This is a genomic window from Streptomyces sp. NPDC059906, assembly GCF_042730645.1.
Classification (GTDB): domain Bacteria; phylum Actinomycetota; class Actinomycetes; order Streptomycetales; family Streptomycetaceae; genus Streptomyces; species Streptomyces rubrogriseus.
Map to the genome: position 1 here is coordinate 1 of NZ_JBHWKU010000013.1, position 24,742 is coordinate 24,742.

At 72.8% G+C, this 24,742-nt stretch carries 18 protein-coding genes; 7 read left to right on the top strand and 11 right to left on the bottom strand.

The window, feature by feature from the left end; genetic code table 11:
- Window positions 1-4,341: cation-translocating P-type ATPase (locus ACFV9J_RS20515; RefSeq protein WP_385356132.1), on the top strand; the 4,341-nt coding region annotated here is incomplete at its 5' end.
- A 9-nt stretch (window positions 4,342-4,350) separates the two neighbouring features.
- Here ACFV9J_RS20515 and ACFV9J_RS20520 read toward each other — a convergent pair.
- Window positions 4,351-5,121, bottom strand: a complete 771-nt coding sequence (locus ACFV9J_RS20520; protein WP_385356133.1) for a class I SAM-dependent methyltransferase — start codon at window positions 5,119-5,121, stop codon at window positions 4,351-4,353.
- Window positions 5,122-5,241: 120 nt separating this feature from the next.
- Complete coding sequence (locus ACFV9J_RS20525) at window positions 5,242-6,687, bottom strand: MFS transporter (RefSeq protein WP_385356135.1); 1,446 nt, start codon at window positions 6,685-6,687, stop codon at window positions 5,242-5,244.
- 155 nt (window positions 6,688-6,842) lie between these two features.
- On the opposite strand from ACFV9J_RS20525, the gene dusB reads away from it, so the two are divergent.
- On the top strand, window positions 6,843-8,063 hold the full coding sequence (gene dusB, locus ACFV9J_RS20530; protein ID WP_385356136.1) for a tRNA dihydrouridine synthase DusB: 1,221 nt from the start codon (window positions 6,843-6,845) through the stop codon (window positions 8,061-8,063).
- On the opposite strand, the gene ACFV9J_RS20535 is transcribed toward dusB, so the two are convergent.
- Window positions 8,064-9,878: a CDP-alcohol phosphatidyltransferase gene (locus ACFV9J_RS20535; protein WP_385356138.1), complete on the bottom strand. Its 1,815-nt coding sequence runs from the start codon at window positions 9,876-9,878 to the stop codon at window positions 8,064-8,066. It abuts the gene before it with no gap.
- Window positions 9,879-10,359: 481 nt separating this feature from the next.
- Here ACFV9J_RS20535 and ppdK point away from each other — a divergent pair, with 481 nt between their 5' ends.
- The gene (ppdK, locus tag ACFV9J_RS20540) at window positions 10,360-13,089 is read left to right on the top strand and encodes a pyruvate, phosphate dikinase (RefSeq protein ID WP_385356139.1); all 2,730 of its coding nucleotides are present in this window, start codon (window positions 10,360-10,362) and stop codon (window positions 13,087-13,089) included.
- A 248-nt stretch (window positions 13,090-13,337) separates the two neighbouring features.
- On the top strand, window positions 13,338-14,546 hold the full coding sequence (locus ACFV9J_RS20545) for an acyltransferase family protein (RefSeq protein ID WP_385356141.1): 1,209 nt from the start codon (window positions 13,338-13,340) through the stop codon (window positions 14,544-14,546).
- A 49-nt stretch (window positions 14,547-14,595) separates the two neighbouring features.
- Here ACFV9J_RS20545 and ACFV9J_RS20550 read toward each other — a convergent pair whose 3' ends face one another.
- Window positions 14,596-15,066, bottom strand: coding sequence for an LAETG motif-containing sortase-dependent surface protein (locus ACFV9J_RS20550; RefSeq protein ID WP_385356143.1), 471 nt, complete (start codon window positions 15,064-15,066; stop codon window positions 14,596-14,598).
- 183 nt (window positions 15,067-15,249) lie between these two features.
- Here ACFV9J_RS20550 and ACFV9J_RS20555 point away from each other — a divergent pair, with 183 nt between their 5' ends.
- Window positions 15,250-16,182, top strand: coding sequence for an oxidoreductase (locus tag ACFV9J_RS20555; protein WP_385356144.1), 933 nt, complete (start codon window positions 15,250-15,252; stop codon window positions 16,180-16,182).
- Window positions 16,183-16,265: 83 nt separating this feature from the next.
- On the opposite strand, the gene ACFV9J_RS20560 is transcribed toward ACFV9J_RS20555, so the two are convergent.
- The 5 genes from ACFV9J_RS20560 to ACFV9J_RS20580 form a co-directional block, all read right to left on the bottom strand.
- A complete protein-coding gene (locus tag ACFV9J_RS20560) occupies window positions 16,266-17,033 on the bottom strand; it encodes an SDR family NAD(P)-dependent oxidoreductase (RefSeq protein ID WP_385356145.1) in 768 nt (255 codons plus the stop codon).
- A 95-nt stretch (window positions 17,034-17,128) separates the two neighbouring features.
- Window positions 17,129-17,713, bottom strand: a complete 585-nt coding sequence (locus ACFV9J_RS20565) for a TetR/AcrR family transcriptional regulator (protein WP_385356146.1) — start codon at window positions 17,711-17,713, stop codon at window positions 17,129-17,131.
- A gap of 48 nt (window positions 17,714-17,761) precedes the next feature.
- Window positions 17,762-18,172: a nitrite reductase small subunit NirD gene (nirD, locus tag ACFV9J_RS20570; RefSeq protein ID WP_385356147.1), complete on the bottom strand. Its 411-nt coding sequence runs from the start codon at window positions 18,170-18,172 to the stop codon at window positions 17,762-17,764.
- Window positions 18,169-20,787, bottom strand: a complete 2,619-nt coding sequence (gene nirB, locus ACFV9J_RS20575) for a nitrite reductase large subunit NirB (protein WP_385356148.1) — start codon at window positions 20,785-20,787, stop codon at window positions 18,169-18,171. Before nirB ends, nirD begins: the two co-directional genes overlap by 4 nt.
- On the bottom strand, window positions 20,787-22,019 hold the full coding sequence (locus ACFV9J_RS20580; protein WP_385356150.1) for an NAD(P)/FAD-dependent oxidoreductase: 1,233 nt from the start codon (window positions 22,017-22,019) through the stop codon (window positions 20,787-20,789). The genes nirB and ACFV9J_RS20580 overlap by 1 nt, the downstream gene beginning before the upstream one ends.
- Before the next feature lie 177 nt (window positions 22,020-22,196).
- Here ACFV9J_RS20580 and ACFV9J_RS20585 point away from each other — a divergent pair, with 177 nt between their 5' ends.
- Complete coding sequence (locus ACFV9J_RS20585) at window positions 22,197-22,979, top strand: sulfite exporter TauE/SafE family protein (protein ID WP_385356152.1); 783 nt, start codon at window positions 22,197-22,199, stop codon at window positions 22,977-22,979.
- A 23-nt stretch (window positions 22,980-23,002) separates the two neighbouring features.
- On the opposite strand, the gene ACFV9J_RS20590 is transcribed toward ACFV9J_RS20585, so the two are convergent.
- Both ACFV9J_RS20590 and ACFV9J_RS20595 read right to left on the bottom strand, forming a co-directional pair.
- Window positions 23,003-23,200: a DUF397 domain-containing protein gene (locus ACFV9J_RS20590; protein ID WP_385356153.1), complete on the bottom strand. Its 198-nt coding sequence runs from the start codon at window positions 23,198-23,200 to the stop codon at window positions 23,003-23,005.
- A 7-nt stretch (window positions 23,201-23,207) separates the two neighbouring features.
- Complete coding sequence (locus ACFV9J_RS20595; protein ID WP_385356154.1) at window positions 23,208-24,059, bottom strand: helix-turn-helix domain-containing protein; 852 nt, start codon at window positions 24,057-24,059, stop codon at window positions 23,208-23,210.
- A 221-nt stretch (window positions 24,060-24,280) separates the two neighbouring features.
- On the opposite strand from ACFV9J_RS20595, the gene ACFV9J_RS20600 reads away from it, so the two are divergent.
- Window positions 24,281-24,691, top strand: a complete 411-nt coding sequence (locus tag ACFV9J_RS20600) for an ATP-binding protein (protein WP_385356156.1) — start codon at window positions 24,281-24,283, stop codon at window positions 24,689-24,691.
- The last annotated feature ends 51 nt before the right edge of the window (window positions 24,692-24,742 follow it).

The following is a 24,742-nucleotide window of genomic DNA, read 5'->3' on the forward strand; positions in this document are numbered from 1 at the left end:
GAGACAGGCACCGCGCGGGCCGGTGTGCGCGGCGCCGACTTCGCGGCGCGGGCGGCACGGGTGGCCCGCGCCGCGCTGCCCGGGGGATCGCGGGACTGGCGGGCCGGGCCCCGGGCGCACCTCGCGCTGCGGCCGGTCGCGAGGGACGAGGTGCGCCGGGCGGGCGGTACGGAGCGGGTGGGACGGCGGGTGGCGGCGGCACTGGCCGAGCACCCGGACGTGCTGTCCGCCTACTGGGACACCGGTCTCGCCAGACTGGTGGTGACCGCGACCGAGGACACGCTCACCGACCGCGTCATGGACCACGCCACCGAACTCGCCGAACGCCACGGACTCACCCGGGTGGACCAGGCGGACCGGACCGGCCTCACCGACCCTGCCAAACGGGTCGACGACGGCCTGGTGGGCGACGATCTCGTGGGCGACGATCTGGTGGACGAGACGGACCACCCCGGCGACCCCGCCCCGGTGCGCGTCGCGGCGGCCGCGCTCGGCGCCGACGCGCTGGGCATCGCCGCCGCCGTGACCGGAGCGCGGCTGCGGCTGCCGCCCTCGCCCCGCCTGGTCACCGCCGTCGCGACGCTGCTGCGCGAGAACCCGGCCTTCCGCGCCTGGCTGCGCGAGCGGCTCGGCGACCACCGCATGGACGTGGCGCTGGCCGCCGCCAACGCCGCCGTCCACGGCGCCGGGCAGAGCCCCACCTCGCTGGTGCTCGACGGGGCGCTGCGCGTGTGCCAGCTGACGGAGGCGGTGGCGCGGGGTGCCGCCTTCGAGGTCGTGCACGACCGGTTGTGCGTCCCCGGCCGCGACAGCCTGCCCGCCGCCCCCGCCCTGCGTCCGCCGCCGCGCACCTCCCCGGCCCAGGACTACGCCGCCCACGCCTCGGCGGGCAGCGTGGCGGGCGCCGCCGCGACCCTGCTGGTCAAGCACGACCTGGCCGAGGCGGCGGAGGCGGTGCTCGCCGGTTCGCCCAAGGCCGCCCGTTACGGGCCCGCCGCCTTCCACGCCGTACTGAGCGCCGCGCTGTCCCGCACGGGCGTGCTGGTGCGCGATCCCGGGCGGCTGCGGCAGCTGGAGATGGCCCGCACGGTCGTACTGCACCCCAGCGCGCTGCGGGTGCCGGACGCGGGCGCGGACCCGTGGACCGAGGACGTGCTGGACGCGGCGCGGCGCGCGGGACTGCGCGTGGTCATGGTCGAGGACCCGGCCCTGGCCGACTTCACCGGACTCGCCGACCAGGTCGTCGGCGCCGGGCTCCCGCTCGCGGACGTCGTGGCCGGACTGCGCGCCGAGGGCGGCGTCGTCACCGTCGTACGGCCGCTGCCCGGCGACGACGGGTCCGTGTCGGCCGGGCTGCTCGCCGGGGACGTGGCGGTCGCGCTGGCCGACGGGGACTGCCCGGTGGCGTGGGGCGCGGACGTGCTCGCGCCGCAGGGGCTCGCCGACGTGTGGCGGGTGCTGCGGGCGGTGCCGGTCGCGCGTGCGGTCGGGCGCCGGTCGCAGACGCTGGCCCGGTCCGGGGCCGCGCTGTCCGGTCTGCTGGTCGCGGTCGGCGAGGCGCGCGGCAGGAGCCGGGGCGGCGTGTCGTCGCTGCTGGGGATGCGGCACGCGCCGGTCGACGCGAGCGCGGCGCTGGCCCTGCTGTCCGGCACCAGGGCGGCGATCGGCGTGGCGACGGCCCGCGCCCCGCACCCCCGGGCCCGGGTCGCCTGGCACGCGCTGGACCCGCAGGACGTACGGGACCGGCTGGAGCGGGAGCGCGAACCCGAGCCGACCGCCGTGGAACAGGCCACGGCCGGGCTGCGGGCGGCCGCCGACCGGGCGGGGCGGGTGCCCGTGCTGGCTCCGGTCCGCTGGTCGTGGCAGCTGGCCCGGGCCGTACGCGGGGAGCTGGACGATCCGCTCACTCCGGTGCTGGCGGTCGGCTCGGCCGCCTCCGCCATCCTCGGGTCGGTCGTGGACGCGTTGCTCGTGGTCGGTGCCCTCGACCTGAACGCGCTGGTCGGCGGCTTCCAGCGGCTGCGCGCCGAGCGGGCGCTGTCCGGGCTGCTGGCGGAGCAGAAGCAGAAGGCCCGGGTTGCCGAGGAGCAACTCGGCCCGAACGGCGCGGAGTTCGCCATGGAAGGCGAGCCGCGGATCATGGACGCGGCCAAGCTGCACCCGGGCCAGGTGATCGAGCTGAAGGCGGACGACGTGGTGCCCGCCGACGCGCGGCTGCTGTGGGAGGACGGTCTGGAGGTGGACGAGTCCGCGCTGACCGGTGAGTCGCTGCCGGTGGACAAGCGCGTGGACCCGGCGCCCCGCGCCCCCGTGGCGGAGCGGTACTGCATGGTCTTCGAGGGCACGACCGTGGTGGCCGGGCGGGCCCGCGCCGTCGTCGTCGACACCGGCGACCACACCGAGGCGGCGCGCGCGGTCGCGCTGGCGGCCCGTACGCCGTCCGCGGCCGGAGTGCAGGCGCGGCTCCAGGAGCTGACCCGCAAGGCGCTGCCGCTCACCCTGGCGGGCGGCGCCGCGGTGACCGGGCTGTCGCTGCTGCGCGGGGCGCCGATCCGGCAGGCCGTCGCCGGTGGCGTGTCGGTGGCGGTGGCCGCGGTGCCCGAGGGACTGCCGCTGGTGGCGACCGTGGCCCAGCTCGCCGCGGCCCGCCGGCTGAGCCGCCGGGGCGTCCTGGTGCGCACCCCGCGCACGCTGGAGGCGCTCGGCCGGATGGACACCGTCTGCTTCGACAAGACGGGCACCCTCACCGAGAACAGGCTGCGGCTGTCCCGGATCGCGGGCGCCGACGGCACGGTCCGCCGGGCGGGCGACCCGGAGACCGCCGAGACCGTACGGACCGCCGCGCGCGCCTGCCCGCGGCTGGACGGCGACGGTGCCCGGCCCACGCACGCCACCGACGAGGCCGTCCTGGACGCGGCCGGGGACGACCCCGACTGGACGCAGGAGGAGGGCCTGCCCTTCGAGACCTCCCGCGGCTACGCCGCCGCCGTCGGACGCGAGGGCGGTTCCAGCGGTTCCGGCCGTTCCGGCGGCCCCGCCGTGCTGGTGGTCAAGGGCGCCCCGGAGACGGTGCTGCCCGCCTGCGCCGACCTGCCGGGGCACGCCCTGGAGGTGGCGCAGCGGCTGGCGGGAGACGGACTGCGCATCATCGCGGTGGCGCGGCGGACCCTGGCCAAGGGCGAGAAGGCGGCCGACGTCCTCGAACAGCAGCCCTCGAAGCTGGAGTTCACCGGACTGCTCGCGCTGGCCGACGTGGCCCGCGAGACCTCCCCGGCGCTGGTGCGCGGGCTGCGCGAGGCGGGCGTACGGCCCGTGGTGCTGACCGGCGACCATCCGCAGACCGCCCACGCCATCGCCGTCGACCTGGGCTGGCCCGAGGACGCGGTCGTGGTCACCGGCGACGAACTGGCCGCCGCCGACCGCACCGCCCGCTCCCGGATGCTGCGCGACGCGGACGTCGTGGCCCGGGTGGCACCCGAGCAGAAGCTCCAGGTCGTCGAGTCGCTGCGGGACGCCGGGCGGGTCGTCGGCATGGTCGGCGACGGGGCGAACGACGCCGCCGCGATCCGGGCCGCCGACATCGGCGTCGGCATCAGCGCCCGCGGCTCGGCCGCCGCCCGCAACGCCGCCGACCTGGTGGTCACGGGCGACGACCTGCTCGTGCTGGTGGAGGCGGTACGGGAGGGGCGTGCCCTGTGGCACAGCGTCGCCGACGCCATCGCCATCCTGATCGGCGGCAACGCGGGCGAGGTCGGCTTCGGCATCCTCGGCACGGTGCTGGGCGGCGCCGCCCCGCTGTCCACCCGCCAGATGCTGCTGGTCAACCTCTTCACCGACCTGTTCCCCGCGATGGCGGTCGCGGTGACCAAGACGGGCGATCCGGAGCAGGAGGCCGCCGACGCGGGCGCGCCGCTCGGCACGGCGGTGCTGGGCGAGCCCCTGCTCCGGCAGATCCGGCACCGGGCCTTGACCACGGCGCTCGGCGCGACCGCGGCCTGGCTGCTGGGCCGCTTCACGCCGGGCACCCGGCGCCGCTCGACGACCATGGCGCTGTGCGCGGTCGTCGGCACGCAGCTCGCCCAGACCCTCGCCGACCGCCGCGACAGCCGCCTGGTCCAGGTCACCTCCCTCGGCTCCGCCGCCGCCCTGGTCGCCCTAGTCCAGACCCCGGGCGCCAGCCGCCTCTTCGGCTGCACCCCGCTCGGCCCGGTCGCGTGGACGGGCGTGGCCGCGGCCATCGCGCTGGCACTGGCGGGGCAGCGGGCGCTGCCGGGCGTGGAGGACGCGATCGTCAAGTACTGGCCGAGGGCGGCGGAACGGCTGCCGCGGGCGGTGCGGTGAGGCGGGGCCTCAGCCCGTCGCGGCACCGGCGACGCGCAGCCGGAACGTCAGGAGGCCGGTGTCCTCGCCGTCGCCGTCGCCGTCGCCGTCGGCGTCGGTGTCCGGGACGGGGGCCAGCCCGGCCGCCGCGGCGAGCCGCTCGAAGTCGGACCTGCGGTACCAGTGCAGCGCCCAGGCACGCTCCACGACGGTGCTCTCCCCGCCCAGCCGGCGTTCGTAGCGCAGTACGGCGGTCTGGGTGCGGGCGTCCTCGTCGCGTTCCTCGGACACCATCGAGAAACGCAGCTCGGCGCCGTCGGCGGCGGGGGCCGTGCGGACCGCCCCAAGGTGTTCCGCGGGGGTGGGGGCCGGGATGTGCAGCGGGATCAGGGCGGTGCCGTCGTCCGTCAGGTGCGCGCGGACCCGGCGCAGAGCCGCCTCGGCGGTGGCGTCGTCCGGCAGCAGGTTGAAGGTCGGCCCGGCCAGGAAGACCGCACGGAACCGGCGGTCCAGGCGGAGTTCCTCCATGCGCTGGTGGTGGACGGTGACGGTGAGGCCCTCGCGGGCCGCCCGCTCGCGGCAGCGTTCCAGCATGTCGGCGGAGGAGTCGACGCCCTCCACGTCCAGCCCCTGCCGGCGCAGGGCGAGCAGCGGGTCGCCGTCCCCGCAGCCCAGCTCCAGCGCGGGCCCGCCGCACTCCCGGACGAAGTCGGCGTACGGCTCCGGATCGGGGGAGAACGATTTCAGCGGACCGTAGGACTCCGCCACGATGCCGGTGTAGAAGTCTGCCGCGTCCGCCATGCAACCGCCCCTTTCCAGGCCGCGGTTCGGCCCGGGACCGTGTCGCCGTCGGCCGGGCGCCGACGGACCGGTGTCGCACGGTAGTGCGCGGGTTCCACCGGTCTCCAGTGGATTACGGCGTCACGTCCCCGCCCGCGCCGCCTCCCGCACCTCCGGCGACTCCAGGTGCTCGGCCGTACGCTCCGCCGTGCGGTGGGCCCAGCGGCCGCTCGTGACGGCGCCGAGGACGAGGACCGCGAGGCCGCAGGCGGCCAGGATCCACCAGCCGGGGCGGGCGGCGGAGACGAATGTGTCGCCGTACGACGAGCCGCTCACGCCCGCCGCCAGCACCGCGCCGACCACCGCCACGCCGAGGGTCTGGCCCAGCTGGCGGCTGGTGGAGGCGACGGCCGCGGCGACCCCGGCCTGGGCCCGGGGCATGCCGGAGACCGCGGTGTTGGTGATGGGCGCGTTGACGAAGCCGAAGCCGATGCCGAACAGGACGTAGCCGAGGAAGAGGGTGAGGTCGGACGTCTCGGCCTCGAAGGCGGCGAAGAGGGTCCCGCTCACGGTCAGCGCCCCGCCCGCGATCAGCAGGGGCAGGCGCGGTCCCCGGCTGCCGACCAGCCGGCCGGCGAGCGGGGCGCACAGGAAGGTCGGCACGGCCATCGGCAGCATCCACAGGCCGGCCTCCAGGGCGCTCAGTCCGCGCACGTTCTGGAGATACAGCGTGGACAGGAACAGGAAGCCGCCCAGCGCGGCGAAGGCGCTGATCGCTATGACGGTGGCCCCGCTGAACGGCGCCGACCGGAAGAAGCGCAGCTCGATGAGGGGATCGGTGCGGCGCGGCTCGTGCACGAGCAGACCGGTCAGCGCGGCGAGCGCCAGGACGGCGAAGGGCAGCACGTGCGTGAACCCGGAGTTCGGCGCCTCGATGATCGCGTACGTCAGGGAACCGAACAGCACGATCACCATCAGCTGGCCCAGCGGGTCGGGGCGCCGGGCCTTCGGCGCGCGGGACTCGGGGACGAAGCGGAGGGTGAGCAGCAGGGCGGCCAGGCCCACCGGCAGGTTGACCCAGAAGATCGAGCGCCAGCCGACCGACTCCACCAGCACCCCGCCCACCAGGGGACCGGCGGCCATGGAGATGCCGACCACCGCGCCCCAGACGCCGATCGCGCGGGCGCGCTCGCGCGGGTCGGTGAAGGTGTTGGTGATGATCGACATCGCGACCGGGTTGAGCATCGAACCGCCCACCGCCTGCATCATCCGGAAGACGATCAGCGAGGACAGGTCGGGGGCCAGCGAGCACAGCAGCGAGCCGAGAGTGAAGATCACCAGGCCGGTCATGAAGACCCGCTTGCGGCCGATCCGGTCGGCGGTGGAGCCGGACAGCATCAGCAGCGCGGCCAGCACCAGGGTGTACGCGTCGATGGCCCACTGCAGGCCCGAGGTGCTCGCGTGCAGGTCGCGCTGCATGGAGGGGAGGGCGACGTTGAGGATCGTGTTGTCGATACTCACGATCAGCAGACTCATGCAGCAGATGGCGAGCACGAGCATGCGGCGGCGATGGGTGAGCTCGGGCATGAACTCCAGCCTACGCCTACTTCGATAGTGCGTCTAACTAATGACTGGTGCACGGGTCTTCGTCCACAGGGCGCACGGGTCTTCGTCCACAGGGCGCACGGGTCTTCGTCCACAGGGCGCGACGGGCACCGCCCCGCGTGCGTGACAATGGGGGAATGTCCACGCTCACCACGCCCGCCCCCGGCACCGCCGCCGCACCCCTGCCGATCGGCCCGCACACCGTCGCCCCGCCGGTGGTGCTGGCGCCGATGGCCGGGATCACCAACGCGCCGTTCCGCACGCTGTGCCGTGAGTTCAGCGGGGGCAAGGGCCTGTTCGTGAGCGAGATGATCACCACCCGGGCGCTGGTCGAGCGCAACGAGAAGACCATGCAGCTGATTCACTTCGACGCGACGGAGACCCCGCGCTCGATCCAGCTGTACGGCGTCGACCCGGTGACCGTCGGCAAGGCCGTCCGCATGATCGCGGAGGAGGACCTGGCCGACCACATCGACCTGAACTTCGGCTGCCCGGTGCCCAAGGTGACCCGCAAGGGCGGCGGCTCGGCGCTGCCGTACAAGCGGCACCTGCTGCGGGCCATCGTCCGCGAGGCCGTCACCGGCGCCGGTGACCTGCCCGTCACGATGAAGATGCGCAAGGGCCTCGACGACGACCACCTCACCTACCTCGACGCCGGCCGGATCGCCGTCGAGGAGGGCGTCACCGCCATCGCCCTGCACGGCCGCACCACCGCCCAGCACTACGGCGGCACCGCCGACTGGGACGCCATCGCCCGCCTCAAGGAGCACGTCCCGGAGATCCCGGTGCTGGGCAACGGCGACATCTGGTCCGCCGAGGACGCGCTGCGCATGGTCCGCGAGACCGGCTGCGACGGCGTCGTCGTCGGACGCGGCTGCCTCGGACGGCCGTGGCTCTTCGCCGACCTGGTCGCCGCCTTCGAGGGCCGCACCGACGCGTTCGTACGGCCCACCCTGCGCGAGGTCGCCGACGTGATGGTCCGGCACGCGACCTTGCTCGGGGAGTGGATCGAAAATGGAGGGACGGCCCGAAGGGCCACCGTTGAGGGTGGTGGTGGGCGACGGGCGGGCGAGGCACGCGGTGTCATCGACTTCCGCAAGCACGTCGCCTGGTACCTCAAGGGCTTCGCCGTCGGCTCCGAGATGCGCAAGCGGCTCGCGATCACCTCCTCCCTCCAGGCCCTGCGCGCCGGGCTGGACGAACTCGACCTCGACCAGCCCTGGCCCACCGGCGCCGACGGCCCCCGCGGCCGCACCTCCGGCAACAACCGGGTGGTCCTGCCCGACGGCTGGCTCAAGGACCCGTACGACTGCGCGGGCATCGGCGCGGACGCGGAGCTGGACACCTCCGGCGGCTGATCAGCCCCCTGCACCGGTGGGATGCGGAGTCGAGCCGTACGCGGTCAGGAAGCGGTCGCGGAAGGAACTCATCTTCCACACCGGGGCGTCCTGGGCCGGCTTCAGCCCCTCCGTCCAGTCCCAGCCGTCGATCGCGTCGAGCACCTTCGGGTCCCTGGCGACGATCGACACCGGGACGTCCCGGCTGGCCTTGTTCCCGCTGACGCGGGCGAGCGGCTGGTGGTCGCCGAGGAAGACGAGGACGGTGTCGTCGGTGCCGTAGCGCTCCAGCCACTGGGTGAGGCTGGTGACCGAGTACTGGATCGACTTGCCGTACTCCTCCTTCGAGCGGGCGGAGTCGGTGATGATGTCGGGCGCCCGCACGCCCGCCGCCTCGATGCCGTCGTACACCGACCCGTCGCCGACCTCGTCCCAGCCGACCATCCGCGGGATCGGCGCCCAGGGCTGGTGGCTGGAGGTGAGGATGACCTCCGCCATCAGCGGCCGGTCGCGCTTCCTGCCGTGCTCCAGGCGCTGGAACGCCTCCAGCGCGTACTGGTCCGGCATCGTCGACCAGCTGAACTTCGGCCCCCGGTAGCCCATGTCGAAGGCGTCGTAGACCTTGTCCAGCCCGTGCCAGTCCGCCTCCGGCCAGGCCTTCTGCACCCCCGGCATGATCCCGACCGTGTCCCAGCCGCCGGTCTTCTGGAAGGCCTTGGTGAGCGTGAGGTGGTCGCCGGCGGTGACGGTGCGGTAGCGCTGCTGGTTGTCCACCCACAGGCCGGACAGGAAGGTCGAGTGGCCGAGCCAGCTGCTGCCGCCGTACGTCGCCGAGGTCAGCCAGCCGCTGCGGGCGTGGAAGCCCGCCTTCGCCAGCGCCTCGGTGCTCGTGTCCAGGGTCCGGTCGACACCCGGTGCCATCACCGGGTCCTCGATCGCGCTGCGGCCGTAGCTCTCGATGAACGTGAAGACCATGTCCTTGCCGCGCAGGTCCGGCACCAGCTCGGCGCCGGGTGTGGCGCCGAAGCGGTCCGCCTTCGCCTCCTTCGCGAAGGCCGCCTCGTCCCGCAGCGTGTCCACGACCCGGTGCGCCTGTGCCTCCATCGCCCGGGAGGCACTGGTGGTGGCCACCGGCACGCCGAAGGTCTGCAGGCCCAGTGAGGCGCAGGTCATCCACACGGTGGCCGTCATCAGCGCGCCCCGGGCCGCCCGCTCCCGGTGCGCGGCGAGCAGTTCACCGAGCCGGACCGCCGCCAGCGCCGTGAGCACCAGCAGCGAGCCGGCCAGCACGACGGCGCCCACCGCGGCCCAGGCCGCCGTCGCCCCGCCCATCGAGTCCGCCACGAAGGACTGGGCGTCGTCCAGCAGGCCCCAGTCCAGGACGAGGTTGAAGTTCCGGCCCAGGTACTCGGTGAAGCCCATGTCGAGCAGGTTCAGCACGGTCAGCGCGCCCAGGACGGTCCCGAACAGCGCGGCCGCCACCAGGCGCGGCACCCGGGGCAGGCAGAGCAGCAGCACCGCCGCGACGACCGCCTCCACCGGGATCCGTGCGAAGCGGTTGGGCTCCAGGGCCGCCGGCGTGTTCGGCAGCAGCAGCGCCCCGAGCACCAGAATGGCCGAAAGAGCCGTGGTGACCCGGCGGACCACGACGGCGGCACGCGGGTGCTGGGAGCGCCACGCGCGCCAGCGGGCGAGGCGGGCTCCAAGGGCTCCAAGGGCCTTGAGGGCCTTGAGGGCCGTGCGGGCCTTCAGCGGGGCGGGTCCGGGTGCGCCAGGGGTGTCGGGGTCGTCGTCGGCTGTCTGCGGCGGCCGGCGGAAAGGCGTGATGACGGGCACCCGAAGGTCCTTCCGTGCGAAACCCGGTGGACGGCGGGCCCCGGCGAGGGGGCCGGGACCCGCCGCACTCTCGTACGTCCGGCACCGGCGGTCCGTTCACGGTCCGCATGGTGAAATCCGGCGGTCTGTGGGAGCGTGATTCTCGCCACCTCTGATAGGGGTGGTGCTCAGATGAGCGGATCTTGGACGACTCCACTTCTCCAAGGTGTGGCACTGAGTGCCATGCGTTGATCGTTCATCGAGCGAACTCAAACGTAGATAATGGCGCTCAGGTGAGCGGAGAGTTCGGCATACGAGAGTTCATGCGTTCAAGAAGTGAAAACACAAGCGGTCGGTCGCTTGCCAAGCCTTGACTTTCGATCCGCTGGCGGACGGGTGGTTACAGGCGCATGACGCACACGTGGACGTACCCACAGGCCTTTGATCTGGGTACATTCCTCGCCGTCAGGGCAGCCACCGCGTCCTCGAGGAGTCGAGACCCGTGTCGGAAAACAAAGATCCCCAGGTAGCGAACGCAGCGAAGTTCGTTTACGACTTCACCGAGGGCAACAAGGACCTCAAGGACCTCCTCGGCGGCAAGGGCGCCAACCTCGCCGAGATGACCAACCTGGGTCTCCCGGTCCCTCCCGGCTTCACCATCACCACCGAGGCCTGCAAGACCTACCTCGACAGCGGCGAGGAACCGGCGGCACTGCGCGACGAGGTGAGTGCGCACCTCGACGCCCTCGAAGCGAAGATGGGCAAGAAGCTCGGCCAGGCCGACGACCCGCTCCTCGTGTCGGTCCGCTCCGGGGCCAAGTTCTCCATGCCCGGCATGATGGACACCGTCCTCAACATCGGCCTCTCCGACAAGTCCGTGCAGGGACTGGCCAAGCAGGCCGGCGACGACCGCTTCGCGTGGGACTCCTACCGCCGCCTGATCCAGATGTTCGGCAAGACCGTCCTCGGCGTCGACGGCGACCTCTTCGAGGAGGCGCTGGAGGCGGCGAAGACGGCCAAGAAGGTCGCGGTCGACACCGAGCTGGAGGCCGCCGACCTCAAGAAGCTCGTCACCAAGTTCAAGAAGATCGTCAAGACCGAGGCCGGCCGGGACTTCCCGCAGGATCCGCGCGAGCAGATGGACCTCGCCATCAAGGCGGTCTTCGAGTCCTGGAACGGCGAGCGCGCCAAGCTCTACCGCCGTCAGGAGCGCATCCCGCACGACCTCGGCACGGCGGTCAACGTCTGCTCGATGGTCTTCGGCAACCTGGGCCCCGACTCGGGCACGGGCGTCGCCTTCACCCGCGACCCCGCCTCCGGCCACCAGGGCGTCTACGGCGACTACCTCCAGAACGCCCAGGGCGAGGACGTCGTCGCGGGCATCCGCAACACCGTCGCGCTGGCGGAGCTGGAGCAGATCGACAAGAAGTCGTACGACCAGCTGATGCAGATCATGGAGACGCTGGAGAACCACTACCTGGACCTGTGCGACATCGAGTTCACCATCGAGCGCGGCCAGCTGTGGATGCTCCAGACCCGCGTCGGCAAGCGCACGGCGGGCGCCGCCTTCCGCATCGCCACCCAGCTCGTCGACCAGGGCCTGATCGACGAGGCCGAGGCCCTCCAGCGGGTCAACGGCGCCCAGCTCGCCCAGCTGATGTTCCCCCGCTTCGACGACGAGGCGAAGGTCGAGAAGGTCGGCCGGGGCATCGCCGCCTCGCCGGGCGCGGCGGTCGGCAAGGCCGTCTTCGACTCGTACACCGCCGTCAAGTGGTCCCGCTCCGGCGAGAAGGTCATCCTGGTCCGCCGCGAGACCAACCCCGACGACCTGGACGGCATGATCGCCGCCGAGGGCATCCTGACCTCGCGCGGCGGCAAGACCTCCCACGCGGCCGTGGTCGCGCGCGGCATGGGCAAGACCTGTGTCTGCGGCGCCGAGGAGCTGGAGGTCGACACCAAGCGCCGCCGGATGACGGTGCCCGGCGGGCACGTCGTCGAGGAGGGCGACGTGATCTCCATCGACGGCTCCTCCGGCAAGGTCTACCTCGGCGAGGTGCCGGTCGTGCCCTCCCCGGTCGTCGAGTACTTCGAGGGCCGCATGCACGCGGGCGCCGAGGACGCCGACGAGCTGGTCGAGGCCGTGCACCGGATCATGGCCTTCGCCGACCGCAAGCGCCGGCTGCGGGTGCGGGCCAACGCCGACAACGCCGAGGACGCGCTGCGCGCCCGCCGCTTCGGCGCCCAGGGCATCGGCCTGTGCCGCACCGAGCACATGTTCCTCGGCGACCGCCGCGAGCTGGTCGAGCGGCTGATCCTCGCCGACACCGAGACCGAGCGCGAGGAGTCCCTGAAGGAGCTGCTGCCGCTCCAGAAGCAGGACTTCGTCCAGCTCTTCGAGTCGATGGACGGCCTCCCGGTCACCGTCCGCCTCCTGGACCCGCCGCTGCACGAGTTCCTGCCCGACATCACCGAGCTGTCGGTGCGCGTGGCGCTCGCGGAGTCCCGCCAGGAGCCGCACGAGAACGAGCTGCGCCTGCTCCAGGCCGTGCACCGGCTGCACGAGCAGAACCCGATGCTGGGCCTGCGCGGCGTCCGCCTCGGCCTGGCCATCCCCGGCCTGTTCACCATGCAGGTCCGCGCCATCGCCGAGGCCGCGGCCGAGCGCAAGGCGGCCAAGGGCGACCCGCGCGCCGAGATCATGATCCCGCTGGTCGGCACCGTCCAGGAGCTGGAGATCGTCCGCGAGGAGGCCGACCAGGTCATCGCCGAGGTCGAGGCCGCCACCGGCGCGAAGCTCAAGCTGTCGATCGGCACGATGATCGAGCTGCCGCGCGCCGCGCTGACCGCCGGGCAGATCGCCGAGGCCGCGGAGTTCTTCTCCTTCGGCACCAACGACCTGACCCAGACCGTGTGGGGCTTCAGCCGCGACGACGTCGAGGCCAGCTTCTTCACGGCCTACCTGGAGAAGGGCATCTTCGGCGTCTCCCCGTTCGAGACCATCGACAAGGACGGTGTCGGCTCCCTGGTCGCCGCCGCCGCGAAGGCCGGCCGCGCCACGCGTCCCGACCTGAAGCTCGGCGTCTGCGGCGAGCACGGCGGCGACCCGGAGTCGGTCCACTTCTTCCACGAGGTCGGTCTGGACTACGTCTCCTGCTCCCCGTTCCGGATCCCGGTGGCCCGCCTGGAGGCCGGCCGGGCGGCGTCGCGGTCGAAGGGCAGCGACCACCGGTAATCCCGGATAGGGGGCAAAGTAACCCCGGAAAGGGGTCAAAGGCCCCGGAGCCGCCGTCTGTCACCCGACCACCCTCACCGATCGGCGGCGGCTCCGGTCCACCAGAAAAGGCGGCACCCGTGCGGGGGTGCCGCCTTTTGTGACACGTGCAACGGTGTGAATTCCTGTCTGCTGAGCAGCAGCAAGCTGTCAGCAGACTCCCAGGGCCCTGGCAGCGGACAGCGGCCGACACCCGGAACGGTGGTTGGATGACCCAGACGGATCACAGGGAACCGGCCGGTACGGCCCACCGGGACGGGAGCGCGGACCAGGCGGCGGGCAAGGTGCCCAGCCCCCGGACCGGCGCGGAGGAGAGAGTCCCCGAGGCCGGGCCCCCCGTGGCCCGCAACCGGCTCGCCGCCCTGGACGGACTGCGGTTCCTGGCGGCCCTGTCCGTGGTCTTCTTCCACTTCGTCGGTCAGGTGCCCTCCACGATGCGGACCATGTGGGGCCGCCCCGTCGACAGCGTCTTCCCCGAGGCCCAGAGCTACTTCGCCTACGGCCGGCTCGGCGTCGAACTCTTCTTCCTGATCAGCGGGTTCGTCATCTGCATGAGCGCGTGGGGCCGCACCCCGCGCGACTTCTTCATCTCCCGCGTCACCCGGCTGTACCCCATGTACTGGGTGGCCATCGCGATCACGGCCTGCGTGATCTACTTCGCCGGTGACCCGTTCGGGCAGCCGCACCCGCGCGTGATCTTCGCCAACCTGACGATGCTCCAGACGCCGCTGGGCGTGGAGAACCTGGACTCCGTCTACTGGACGCTCTGGCCCGAGCTGTGCTTCTACCTCACCTTCGCGGTCGTGGTGTGGAAGGGCCTGACGTACCAGCGGGTGGTGATCTACTGCGGCCTGTGGACGGTGGCCGCCGTGCTGGCCCCCGGCGCCGACATCCATCTGCTCACCCTGCTGGTGAACCCGCCGTCCGCGCCCTACTTCATCGCGGGCATGGCCTTCTACCTCATGTACCGCTACCGCCCCACCCCGCTGCTGTGGGGCATCGTCGCCATGTCGTGGCTGCTGGCACTGCACTACCTGCTGACGCCCGGCGGCGGCCGGCTGGACTGGGACGTGTGGCAGCCCGGGCGCGGCTGGCTGGTCCTGATCATCACGGTGTTCTTCCTGCTGGTCGCCGCCGTGGCGCTCGGCTGGACCAGCCGCATCCGCTGGCGCGGACTGACCGTCGCGGGCACGCTGACCTTCCCGCTGTACCTGCTGCACGACGCCATCGGCGTCAACGTCATGCACCACTTCGGCGACCGGGCCCACCCGTGGGTGGTGGTCTGCGTCACCGTCGCCGTCCTGGTCGCGCTGTCCTACGTGGTGCAGCGGTTCGTCGAGCGCCCGGTGGCCCGGGCCGCACGGCGCTGGCTGAGCAGCGCCGCGTTCAGTCTCAGGGCGCCGGAGCCCCGCCGCTGACCGACGGGGCTCCAGGGGTGCGCGACGCGGGGCCGGGGCGCGGGGCGGTTCAGGCCGCGCCGTCGCTCCGGCGGCGGCGCACGGCCAGCAGCAGTCCGCCGCCCGCGAGCACGACGACCGCGCCGCCGGCCGCCAGGTACGGGGTGCTGTCGTCGCCGCCGGTCTCGGCCAGGTCGGTGCCCTGCTGCCCGGCGGCCTCGGCGCCGCCGCCCTGCTCGCTCCCGGAGTCCTTCCCGCTCCCGGCGCCCGCGTCGTCCGTGTCCTTGGCGCCGGTGTCCTTGTCGTCGGCGGGCACGAAGCCGGCCGGGGGCTTGTCGCAGCCGACGCCGTCCTTGTCGCGGTCCAGGTGCTCGCCGTAGTGCTTGTCGCCCTCCTTGATGTTGGAGTAGCCGGCGTCGTACGCCTCGGTGCAGTTCTTGAACGGGTGGGTGCCGTCGTGGGCCTGGGCGGCGGCGGCCGGCAGGGCGGCCAGGGCGAGTGCGGCGACGGTGACGGCGGCGGGCTTGCGGAGCAGCTTCATCGAGAGTCCCGGGAACGGTGTGGATGGACGGATATGAGGTGACGAAGCTATTGAGGTGACCAAGATGTGGTGGAGATATGAAGGACTCGTGATGAGAACGTGACGTGACCGGACGGTAGCTCTCCGCTCAGGGGCGCCGGGCGCGTACGGTGAGACGGGTCAGGACCGGGGAAGGAGCCGCGGATGACCGGCTGGAGCACGGGCGACATCCCCGACCTGGACGGGCGCGTCGCCGTCGTCACCGGGGCCAACGGCGGCCTCGGCTACGTGATCGCCCGGGAGCTGGCGCGCAAGGGCGCGACCGTCGTGCTCGCCTGCCGCAGCCAGGAGCGGGGGAGCGCGGCCGTGCGGCGCCTGATGGGCGAGGTGCCCGCCGCCGCCGTGGAACCGGCCAGGCTGGACCTCGGGGACCTGGCCTCGGTCCGGGAGTTCGCCTACGGACTGCCGTACGAGCGGGTCGATCTCCTCGTCAACAACGCCGGGGTGATGGCGCTGCCGCACGGCACGACGGCGGACGGCTTCGAGACCCAGTTCGGCGTCAACCACCTGGGGCACTTCGCGCTCACCGGGCTGCTGCTGCCCTCCCTGCTGGCCGCGCCCGGCGCCCGGATCGTGACCGTCTCCAGCCTCCTGCACGCGCTGGCCAGGGTCGATCCGCGCGACCTCAACAGCGTGCGGCGGTACGGACGCTGGACCGCGTACGCCCGCTCGAAGTCCGCCAACCTGCTCTTCACCCACGAGCTGGCGCGCCGGCTCGCGGCACGGGAGGGCGCCTCGGACGTACGCGCGGTCGCCGCCCACCCCGGGTACGCGGAGACCGGACTCCACGCCGCCGGGCCCCGGGCCGAGGGGCGCCGGCTCGCCGAGCGGCTGGCGCGGCTCGGGAGCCGGGTCGTCGCCCAGCCCCCGGAGGCCGGCGCGCTGCCCGTGCTGTACGCGGCGACCGCGCCCGGCGTCCCCTCCGACTCCTTCACCGGCCCGTCCTTCGCGATGTGGCGCGGGGCGCCCGCACCGTCCTGGCGGGCGTCCTGGACCATCGACGACGCGATGGGGGAGCGGCTGTGGGCCGCCTCCGAACGGCTGACGGGCGTCATCTACGAGGCGCTGCTGCCCTGAGGGGCGCCGGGGCGGCCTGAGGGGCGCCGGGGCGGACCGCAGGGTGCCGGGGCGGACCGAGGGGGGCGGGCAGTCCCCGGTGCTCAGGCCGTCTGGCCGCCGTCCACCACGAGGTCGGTCCCCACCACCGACGCCGCGTCGTCGGACGCCAGGTACAGCACGGCCGCCGCGACCTCCGCCACCGCCGAGACCCGGCCGAGCGGCGTCTCCTCGCGCATCCGCTCGGCCCGCCCGGCCTCCGTCTCGCCCGGCCGCAGGGACATGGAGGTCGCCGTGGCGCCGGGGCTGACGGCGTTGATGCGGACCCCGTCCCCGATGTGGTCCAGGGCGGCGCCCCGGGTGAGGGCCGAGACGGCCGCCTTGGTCGCCGCGTAGGCGGTGGCGCCGGGGCTGCGCTTGTGCGCTCCGAAGGTGGAGGCGATGTTCACGATCGTGCCGCCGCCCGGCTGGGTGCGCATGTGCCGGACCTCGGCGCGCAGGGCGAGGAACACACCGGTGACGTTGATGTCGAGCTGCGTGTGCCAGTCCTCCTCGGACAGGTCCGCGAGGGGCACCCCGCCGCGGAAGACGCCCGCGTTGTTCACGGCCATGTCGAGGGAGCCGAAGTGATCTACTGCCGCGGCCACCAGGGCGTCCACGTCCTCGCGCCGGGTGACGTCCGCGGTGACGGCCAGCGCCTTGCCGCCCGCCTGCTCGATCAGGGCCGCCGTCTCGTCGAGCGGTCCCCGCGCCCGCCCGGCGACGACGACGTGCGCGCCCTCGGCGGCCAGGGCGAGGGCGACGGCCCGTCCGATGCCGGAGCCCGCGCCGGTGACGAGGGCGGTCCTGCCGGTGAAGCGCTGGGTGGTCATGAATCTCCCCTTTTTCTTGACCGATCGGTTCAGTATGTGGCCGTGAAGACACCTGCCGTGAAGACACCCCTCCGGAGAGGGGTGCGGCCGTTTCCTCAGTCGAGCAGCGCGAGCGCCTGTTCCGCCGCGTCCCGCATCCTGGCCGGGTCCGGCGAGGCCTTGCCGACCACCCGCATGCCCTGGAGCAGGACCAGCAGCATCCGGGCCAGCGCCAGCGGATCGCGCCCGGCCGGCAGGTCGCCCTCGGCGCGGGCCCGGGCCAGCGCCGTGTGCAGCACGGTCTCCAACTGGTCCCAGTTGCGCTCGACCCGCCGGGCGGCGACCGCGTCGTGCGCGGCCAGCTCGGCGGCGGTGTTGGTGACGAAACAGCCGTGCAGGCGCGAGTCGTCGGCGCTCGCCTCGGCGGCGTAGCGCCGCACCAGGGCCCGCACGCCCGGCAGGGCCGGGCCCGGCCGGGACAGGTCCGCCAGCAGGTCCGGGAGCAGCCCCTGCTCGTAGCGCGCCAGCGCCTTCAGGTACAGCTCGCGCTTGTTGCCGAAGGTCGCGTAGATGCTGGCGCGCCCGACGCCGAGGTGCTCCACGAGGTCGGCCATCGACGTCGCCTCGTAGCCGCGCCGCCAGAACAGCTCCAGGGCTGCCCGCAGCGCGGCGTCCGGATCGAACTCCTTGGTCCTGGCCACGATCCGCAGCCTAAGCTCATCTGAAACGATCGGTCAAGAAAGCCTGGCTCAGGCGGTGTTCACGGTGTTCACGGCGCTCACGGCGCTCACGGCCTTCACGGCCCGCACCTGGTACGTCTCCACCCGCATCGCCTCGTCGTCCAGGCACTCCCCGGTCGTGAGGTCGAAGCGCTGCTTGAGCAGCGGGGAGGCGACGAACGGGCGGCCCTGGTGGGTGCCGGTCAGGCCGCGGGAGAGGACCGCCGCGCCGGTGAACGGGTCCCGGTTGTCGATGGCGTACAGCCCGCCGTCCCGGTCGCGGAACAGGGCCACCTGGCCGCCGTCCGGCAGCAGGGCCGCCACGCCCCGGCCCGGGAGCAGGGCGCCGAGGTCGCAGGCCGTGAACCAGTCGTCCGTCAGCCGCAGCCGGACCTTCAGGCCGGTCGTGTCGGGGGCGAGGGTCTCGGGTGCCAGGGTCATCGCGGGGTGCTTCCTTCCAGGAGGTCGTCTGCGGCGGCGGGCCGCCGGCCGATGTCCAGCAGCGGCAGGTCGGGCTTCATCTGGTCGCGCTCGGGTACGAAGCCCACCACCGGGTCGGGGGTGTCGGGGGCGTTCACGAAGGACACGAACCGGGCCAGCTTCTCCGGGTCGTTGATCGTCTCGGCCCACTCGTCCCGGTAGTGCGAGACGTGGGCCCGCATCAGGGACTCCAGCTCGTCGCAGATGCCGAGCGAGTCGTGCACGACGACGTCCCGTACGTGGTCCAGGCCGCCGGGGATGCGTTCCAGCCAGGTGGAGGTGCGCTCCAGCTTGTCGGCGGTGCGGATGTAGAACATCAGGAACCGGTCGATCAGGCGGACCAGTTCGGCGTCGGAGAGGTCCTGCGCGAGCAGGTCCGCGTGGCGCGGGGTGGCCCCGCCGTTGCCGCCGACGTACAGGTTCCAGCCGTTGGAGGTGGCGATCACGCCGAAGTCCTTCGACTGGGCCTCGGCGCACTCGCGGGCGCACCCGGAGACCGCCGACTTCAGCTTGTGCGGCGACCTGAGCCCCCGGTAGCGCAGCTCCAGGTCGATGGCCATGCGCACCGAGTCCTGGACGCCGTAGCGGCACCAGGTCTGCCCCACGCAGGACTTCACCGTGCGCAGCGACTTCCCGTACGCGTGCCCCGACTCGAATCCGGCGTCCACCAGCCGCGCCCAGATCAGCGGCAGCTGCTCGACGCGGGCGCCGAACATGTCGATGCGCTGACCGCCGGTGATCTTCGTGTAGAGCCCGAAGTCCCGGGCGATCTCGCCGATGACGATCAGCTTCTCCGGCGCGATCTCGCCGCCCGGGATGCGCGGGACGACGGAGTAGGAGCCGTTGCGCTGGAGGTTGGCCAGGAAGTGGTCGTTGGTGTCCTGGAGCGCGGCCTGCTCGCCCTCCAGGACGTAGCCGCTCGCGCCGATGGCCGGGGCGAGGGAGGCGATGATCGAACCGACCGCCGGCTTGCACACCTCGCAGCCCTCACCGCCCCGCGCGCCCTCCCGGCCGTGCCGGTCCAGCAGCTCCCGGTAGGAGGTGATCCGCAGGGCGCCGACGATCTCGTACAGCTCCTCGCGGGTCTGCGCGAAGCAGCCGCACAGCCCCTTGTCGACCTCGACGCCGCTCGCCTCCAGCTCGGCGGTGACCAGCTGGCCGAGCACCTTGACGCAGGAGCCGCAGCCGGTACCGGCCCGGGTGCACTTCTTCACCTCGGGCACGGTCGTGCAGGAGTGCTCCGTCACCGCGCCCCGGATGCTGCCCTTGGTGACGTTGTGGCAGGAGCAGATCACCGCGTCGTCGGGCAGCGCGGCCGGGCCGAGCTGCGCCGGGGCCCCGGCACCGGCGGGCAGGACGAGCGACTCGGGGGAGACCGGCGGGACCGAGCCGGTGAAGGCGCGCAGGGTGCCGTACGCCTCCGCGTCGCCGACCAGGATGCCGCCGAGCAGCGTGCCGTCGCGGCCGACGACCAGCTTCTTGTACAGCCCCGCGCGGGAGTCGGAGTAGACGACGTCCAGGCAGTCGGCGGTGGCACCGTGCGCGTCGCCGAAGGAGGCCACGTCCACGCCGAGCAGCTTCAGCTTGGTGGACAGGTCGGCGCCGGTGAAGGACGCCTCCTGGGCGGCGATGGTGGCGGCGGCCGTCTCGGCCTGCTCGTACCCGGGCGCCACCAGCCCGTACACCCGGCCGTCGGCGGCCAGCGCGCACTCGCCGATCGCGAACACGCGCTCGTCGGTGACCGTGCGGCACCGCTCGTCGACGCTGATGCCGCCGCGCTCGCCGACCGCGAGACCGCAGTCCCGGGCGAGCTGGTCGCGGGGCCGGACACCGGCGCTGAACACCACCAGGTCGGTGGCGAGTTCGGAGCCGTCGGACAGCTTCATGCCGGTGACGGCACCCGATGCCTCGTCGACCACGATCTCCTGGGTGCCGACGCCCGTGTGGACGGACAGCCCCATCTCCTCGATGGTGCGCAGCAGCGCCGCGCCGCCGCCCTCGTCGACCTGCACCGGCATCAGGCGCGGCGCGAACTCCACGATGTGCGAGGTGAGTCCGAGCCCCTTGAGCGCACCGGCCGCCTCCAGGCCGAGCAGCCCGCCGCCGACCACGGCACCGGTCGTCGCCCGGGTCTTCGCGTACGCCTCGATGGCGAGGAGGTCCTCGATCGTGCGGTAGACGAAGCAGCCCTCGGCGTCCTTGCCGGGCACCGGCGGGACGAACGGGTAGGAGCCGGTGGCCAGGACGAGGACGTCGTACTCGACGACCAGCCCGGAGCGGGCGGTCACCTTGCGCGCCTCCCGGTCGACGGTCACCGCCGGGTCCCCGACGCGCAGCTCGATGCCGTGCTCGTCGAGGAAGGCGAGGTCGGTCATCGACAGGTCCTCGGGGGTCTTCCCCGAGAAGTACGAGGTGAGCTGGACGCGGTCGTAGGCGGGGCGCGGCTCCTCGCACAGCACGACCACGCGGTGCGTGCCGGTCAGGCCGCGCTCGGCGAGGGCCTCCAGGAAGCGCTGGCCGACCATGCCGTGGCCGACCAGCACGATCGTCGGGGGGTTCCCCGGGGTGGCGGTCATCAGGAGCCTCCGTCTTGGGTGAGCAGGTGGAGCAGGGGGCCGCCGTCGGAGGGGAGCGGCTCTGCTCCCTCCCAGGCGCGCGCCAGCGCGCCGACGGTGCCGAGTTCGCCGACCAGGACCCCGCCCACCAGCCGGTCGTCACGGACGACGACCTTGCGGTAGGTGCCCCGGGTGGCGTCGGCGAGCTGCACGACGTCGTCGCCGGGGCGGGGGTCGGTCTCGCCGAACGCGGCGAGGTCGAGGGGGTCGAAGGGGCTGTCCGCCCCGGTGAGGGTGAGCCGGGTCAGTGCGCGGGTGCCGGTGTAGTGGCGGGTGGCACTCCCGCCCTCCGCGAGCAGTTCGGCCAGCACTCCGGCCTGTTCGAGGGCGGGCGCGGCCAGGCCGTACACGCGGTCCGCGTGCTGGGCGCAGTCGCCGATCGCGCGGATGTGCGGGTCACAGGTGCGCAGCTCGTCGTCGACGAGGACGCCCTTGCCGACCGCCAGCCCCGCCTCCCGCGCCAGCCCGACCCGCGGCCGGACCCCGCAGGCGAGCACCACCAGGTCGGCGCCGAGGGCGTACCCGTCGCCCATCTCCACCGACCGCACCGCCCCGCCGACGCTGCGCACGTCCCGTACCCGGCACTCGGTGTGCACCTCCACGCCGAGGCCCTCCAGGTGCCGCCGCACCAGCGCGGAGGCCGCCGGGTCGAGCTGCCGCTCCATCAGCCGCTCGGACTGCTGGGCGAGGACGACCTGGGCGCCGCGCACGGCCAGCGCACGGGCGGCGGACACCCCGAGCAGCCCGCCCCCGATCACGACGGCCCGCACCCCGGGCCGTACCGCCTTCGACAAGCCGAGGCAGTCGTCCATCGTCCGGAACGCGTGCACGCCCTCGGGCAGCTCGTGGTCCGGGGTGAACAGGCCGCGCAGGGGCGGCAGCACCGCGTTGGAGCCGGTGGCCAGGACCAGCGTGTCGTAGGCGATCACGGACCCGTCGGCGCAGCGCACGGTCCGCCCGGCCCGGTCGATGCCGGTGACCCGGCCGCGCAGCAGCCCGGCGGGCGCCGGCAGGGCGATCACCTCGGGGCCGTACCGTCCGGCCAGCACCTCGGCGAGCAGCACCCGGTTGTACGGGCGGTGCTCCTCGTCGCCGACCGTCAGCGCGGGCGTGCCCAGCTCACCGAGGAGCCGGGCGAGCGTCACGCCCGCGAGTCCGGCGCCGATCACCACCACACGCGTATTCGAGGTCATGGCACCGAGCGTGCGGTGCGGGTGTTACCCGGCCGCATCCCCTCTGTTTCCCACGGGGAACGCTGCCCTCAGCGGGCGCGGCCGGTGCGTGTGAGGGTCCCGGCCGGGTGCGCGGGAACCTCAGAAGTCCCTCATCTCGATGGACGGCACATCCATCCGGTCCATAAGGTCGCGATCATGCCCGACATATCGCTGACCACGGTCGTCCTGCTCTGCCTCGCCGCACTCGCGGCCGGCTGGATCGACGCCGTGGTCGGCGGCGGCGGCCTTCTGCTCCTGCCCGCGCTCCTGCTCGGCCTGCCCTCCGGCACCCCGGCCGCGCACGCGCTCGGCACCAACAAGGCGGTCGCCATCGTCGGCACCACCGGCGCGGCGGTGACCTACGCCCGCAAGGCAACGGTGGACGTGCGCACCGCCGTACGCATCGGCCTGGCGGCGCTGGCCGGGTCCTCGGGCGGCGCCTTCTTCGCCGCCGGGATGAGCACCGAGGTCCTGAAACCGGTGATCATGGTGGTGCTGCTCGCGGTCGCCGCCTTCGTGATCTTCCGCCCCGCCTTCGGCACCGCGCCCGCCACCGGCCCGGCCACCCGCCGCCAGATCCTCGCCGCGATCGGTCTCGCGGGCCTCGGCATCGGCTTCTACGACGGCCTCGTCGGCCCCGGCACCGGAACCTTCCTGGTCCTGGCCCTCACCGCCCTGCTCCACCTGGACCTGGTGACCGCCTCCGCCACCGCCAAGATCGTCAACTGCTGCACCAACGCGGGCGCCCTCGCCACCTTCGCCTGGCAGGGCGCGGTGCTGTGGCAGCTGGCCGTCCTGATGGCCGCCTTCAACCTGGCCGGCGGCATGTTCGGCGCCCACACGGCCCTCAAGCGGGGCAGCGGCTTCGTCCGCGTCGTCCTGCTGACGGTGGTCTTCGCGCTGGTGGCGAACCTGGCGTGGGAGCAGTGGGTGGCCTAGCCGGCGGTTGAGCCCCAGGACCCTCAGGGCATGCTGGTTGGGCTCTTAAGTGCTTCGAGGAAGACGGTGAAGCCGGCGGCGGGGATGGTGAGAGCCGCCCTGCCGGGTGCCTTCGAATCGCGGATACCGACGCGGGTGCGACCCGATGCGACTTCGACGCAGGCGTTCCCGTCGCCGCCACCGGAGTAGGAGGACTTACGCCAGCGGACACGGTCGGCCATGAGTGCCTCACAGTTCCTTCGACAGCTTGTGGATGAACTCACGCGATCGCTCGGGATCGAGCGACATCGTCTCCACCCTACGGAAGTGTGTTCGGAACACCGCCAGCTGTGCTTCTGAATCGACGAAAACCGTGCCGTGGGGCCCGTCGCGCACGACCGTGTCCAGCTTGGAAACGACGCTGCCCGCGTACACCATGGCGGCGCCGACGTCGACGAAGTGCTCCAGTCCGAAAGGGATCACCCGAACTGTGACGTGGTCTGCTTCGGAGAGCTCCAGAACACGCATCATTTGAGCCCGTGCGTCGGCGCGGCTACCGACCATCATGCGCAGCGCCGCCTCGTGGACGAGGGCCATGTATGTCGTGCGCCGTTCCCTGTCCAGAATGACGCGGCGCTGCATGCGGTGCTGGACTCGCCGTTCCAGGTCGGAAGCGGGCAGCTCGGGGACGCGGGACGAGAAGAGTGCCCGTGCGCACTCCTCCGTCTGGAGAAGCCCGGGTACGTGCAGGAACTCCACGTCCCATCGGTGGGTGGCGTAGTACTCCAGCTCTGACAGGTCCAGGAAGGACGCAGGGAGGAGACCTCGATGCTCCTCCCACCAACCAGGCGACCTGTCACCCGCCATGCCCGCCAGAGCCTCCACCAACTCCTGGTCGGTGCAGTTGTAGTGCGCCGTGATCCGTCGTAGCCGCTCCTCGCTCACACCCGCGAGACCGGCCTCGATCTGACTGATCTGGGCGGAGTCGGTTCCCAACAGCGCGGCGGCTTCGCGCCCCTTGATTCCTGCGGCCTCGCGAAGCTTCCGCAGTTCAGCACCCAAGCGTTGCTGACGGGCAGTTGCCTGCTGCCTGCGCGGCATCAGCTTCCCCCTTTGCCTCAACTACCGCACTGAAATGACCCGTTCGAGCTACAGACTATGGGAGCGACTTGCGTGGGACCAAATTTGGTCCCTACTTTCGGTAGTGCGCCGCACACGATGCGGCTCCGGGTGCCGGAAGCGCACCGCCTCGTCGTGCCATGACGGCTGCGGCATTGACACCAGCCCCGCATTTCCATTCCTTCTGTGAAACGGAGTCCCGGATGCATGTATCCGAACCCTGGGAGTACTCCCTCTCCATTCCCAACGACCTCCGCGCTGTCACGGTCAGCCGCCGCACTCTCCGATTGATCCTGACCATGCATGGCCTGATCGGCCTCGTCGATGTGGCTGAGCTGCTGGCCACAGAGCTGGTCTCCAACGCCGTACGGCACACCAAAGGGCCAGCAGCCCTCCGCGTGCGATGGTCACCGCCTGGCACGCTGCGCATCGGTGCGTGGGACGCGGACCCCGAGCCCCCTGCACCCTCGACGTCATTCGAGCTGGCTGCAGATCTTGAGGATGGGCGCGGACTCGCCTTGGTGCGGGCCTGTGCCGACGTGTGGGGGTGGCAGCCGTTGTCCAGACAGGGCAGCCGCGGCAAGTACGTATGGTGCGAGCTGTCGGCGGCCTGAAGGGGCGCATCCGAAAGAACTCTGAGGAGCGGAGCGCTGCCCGATTCTTCT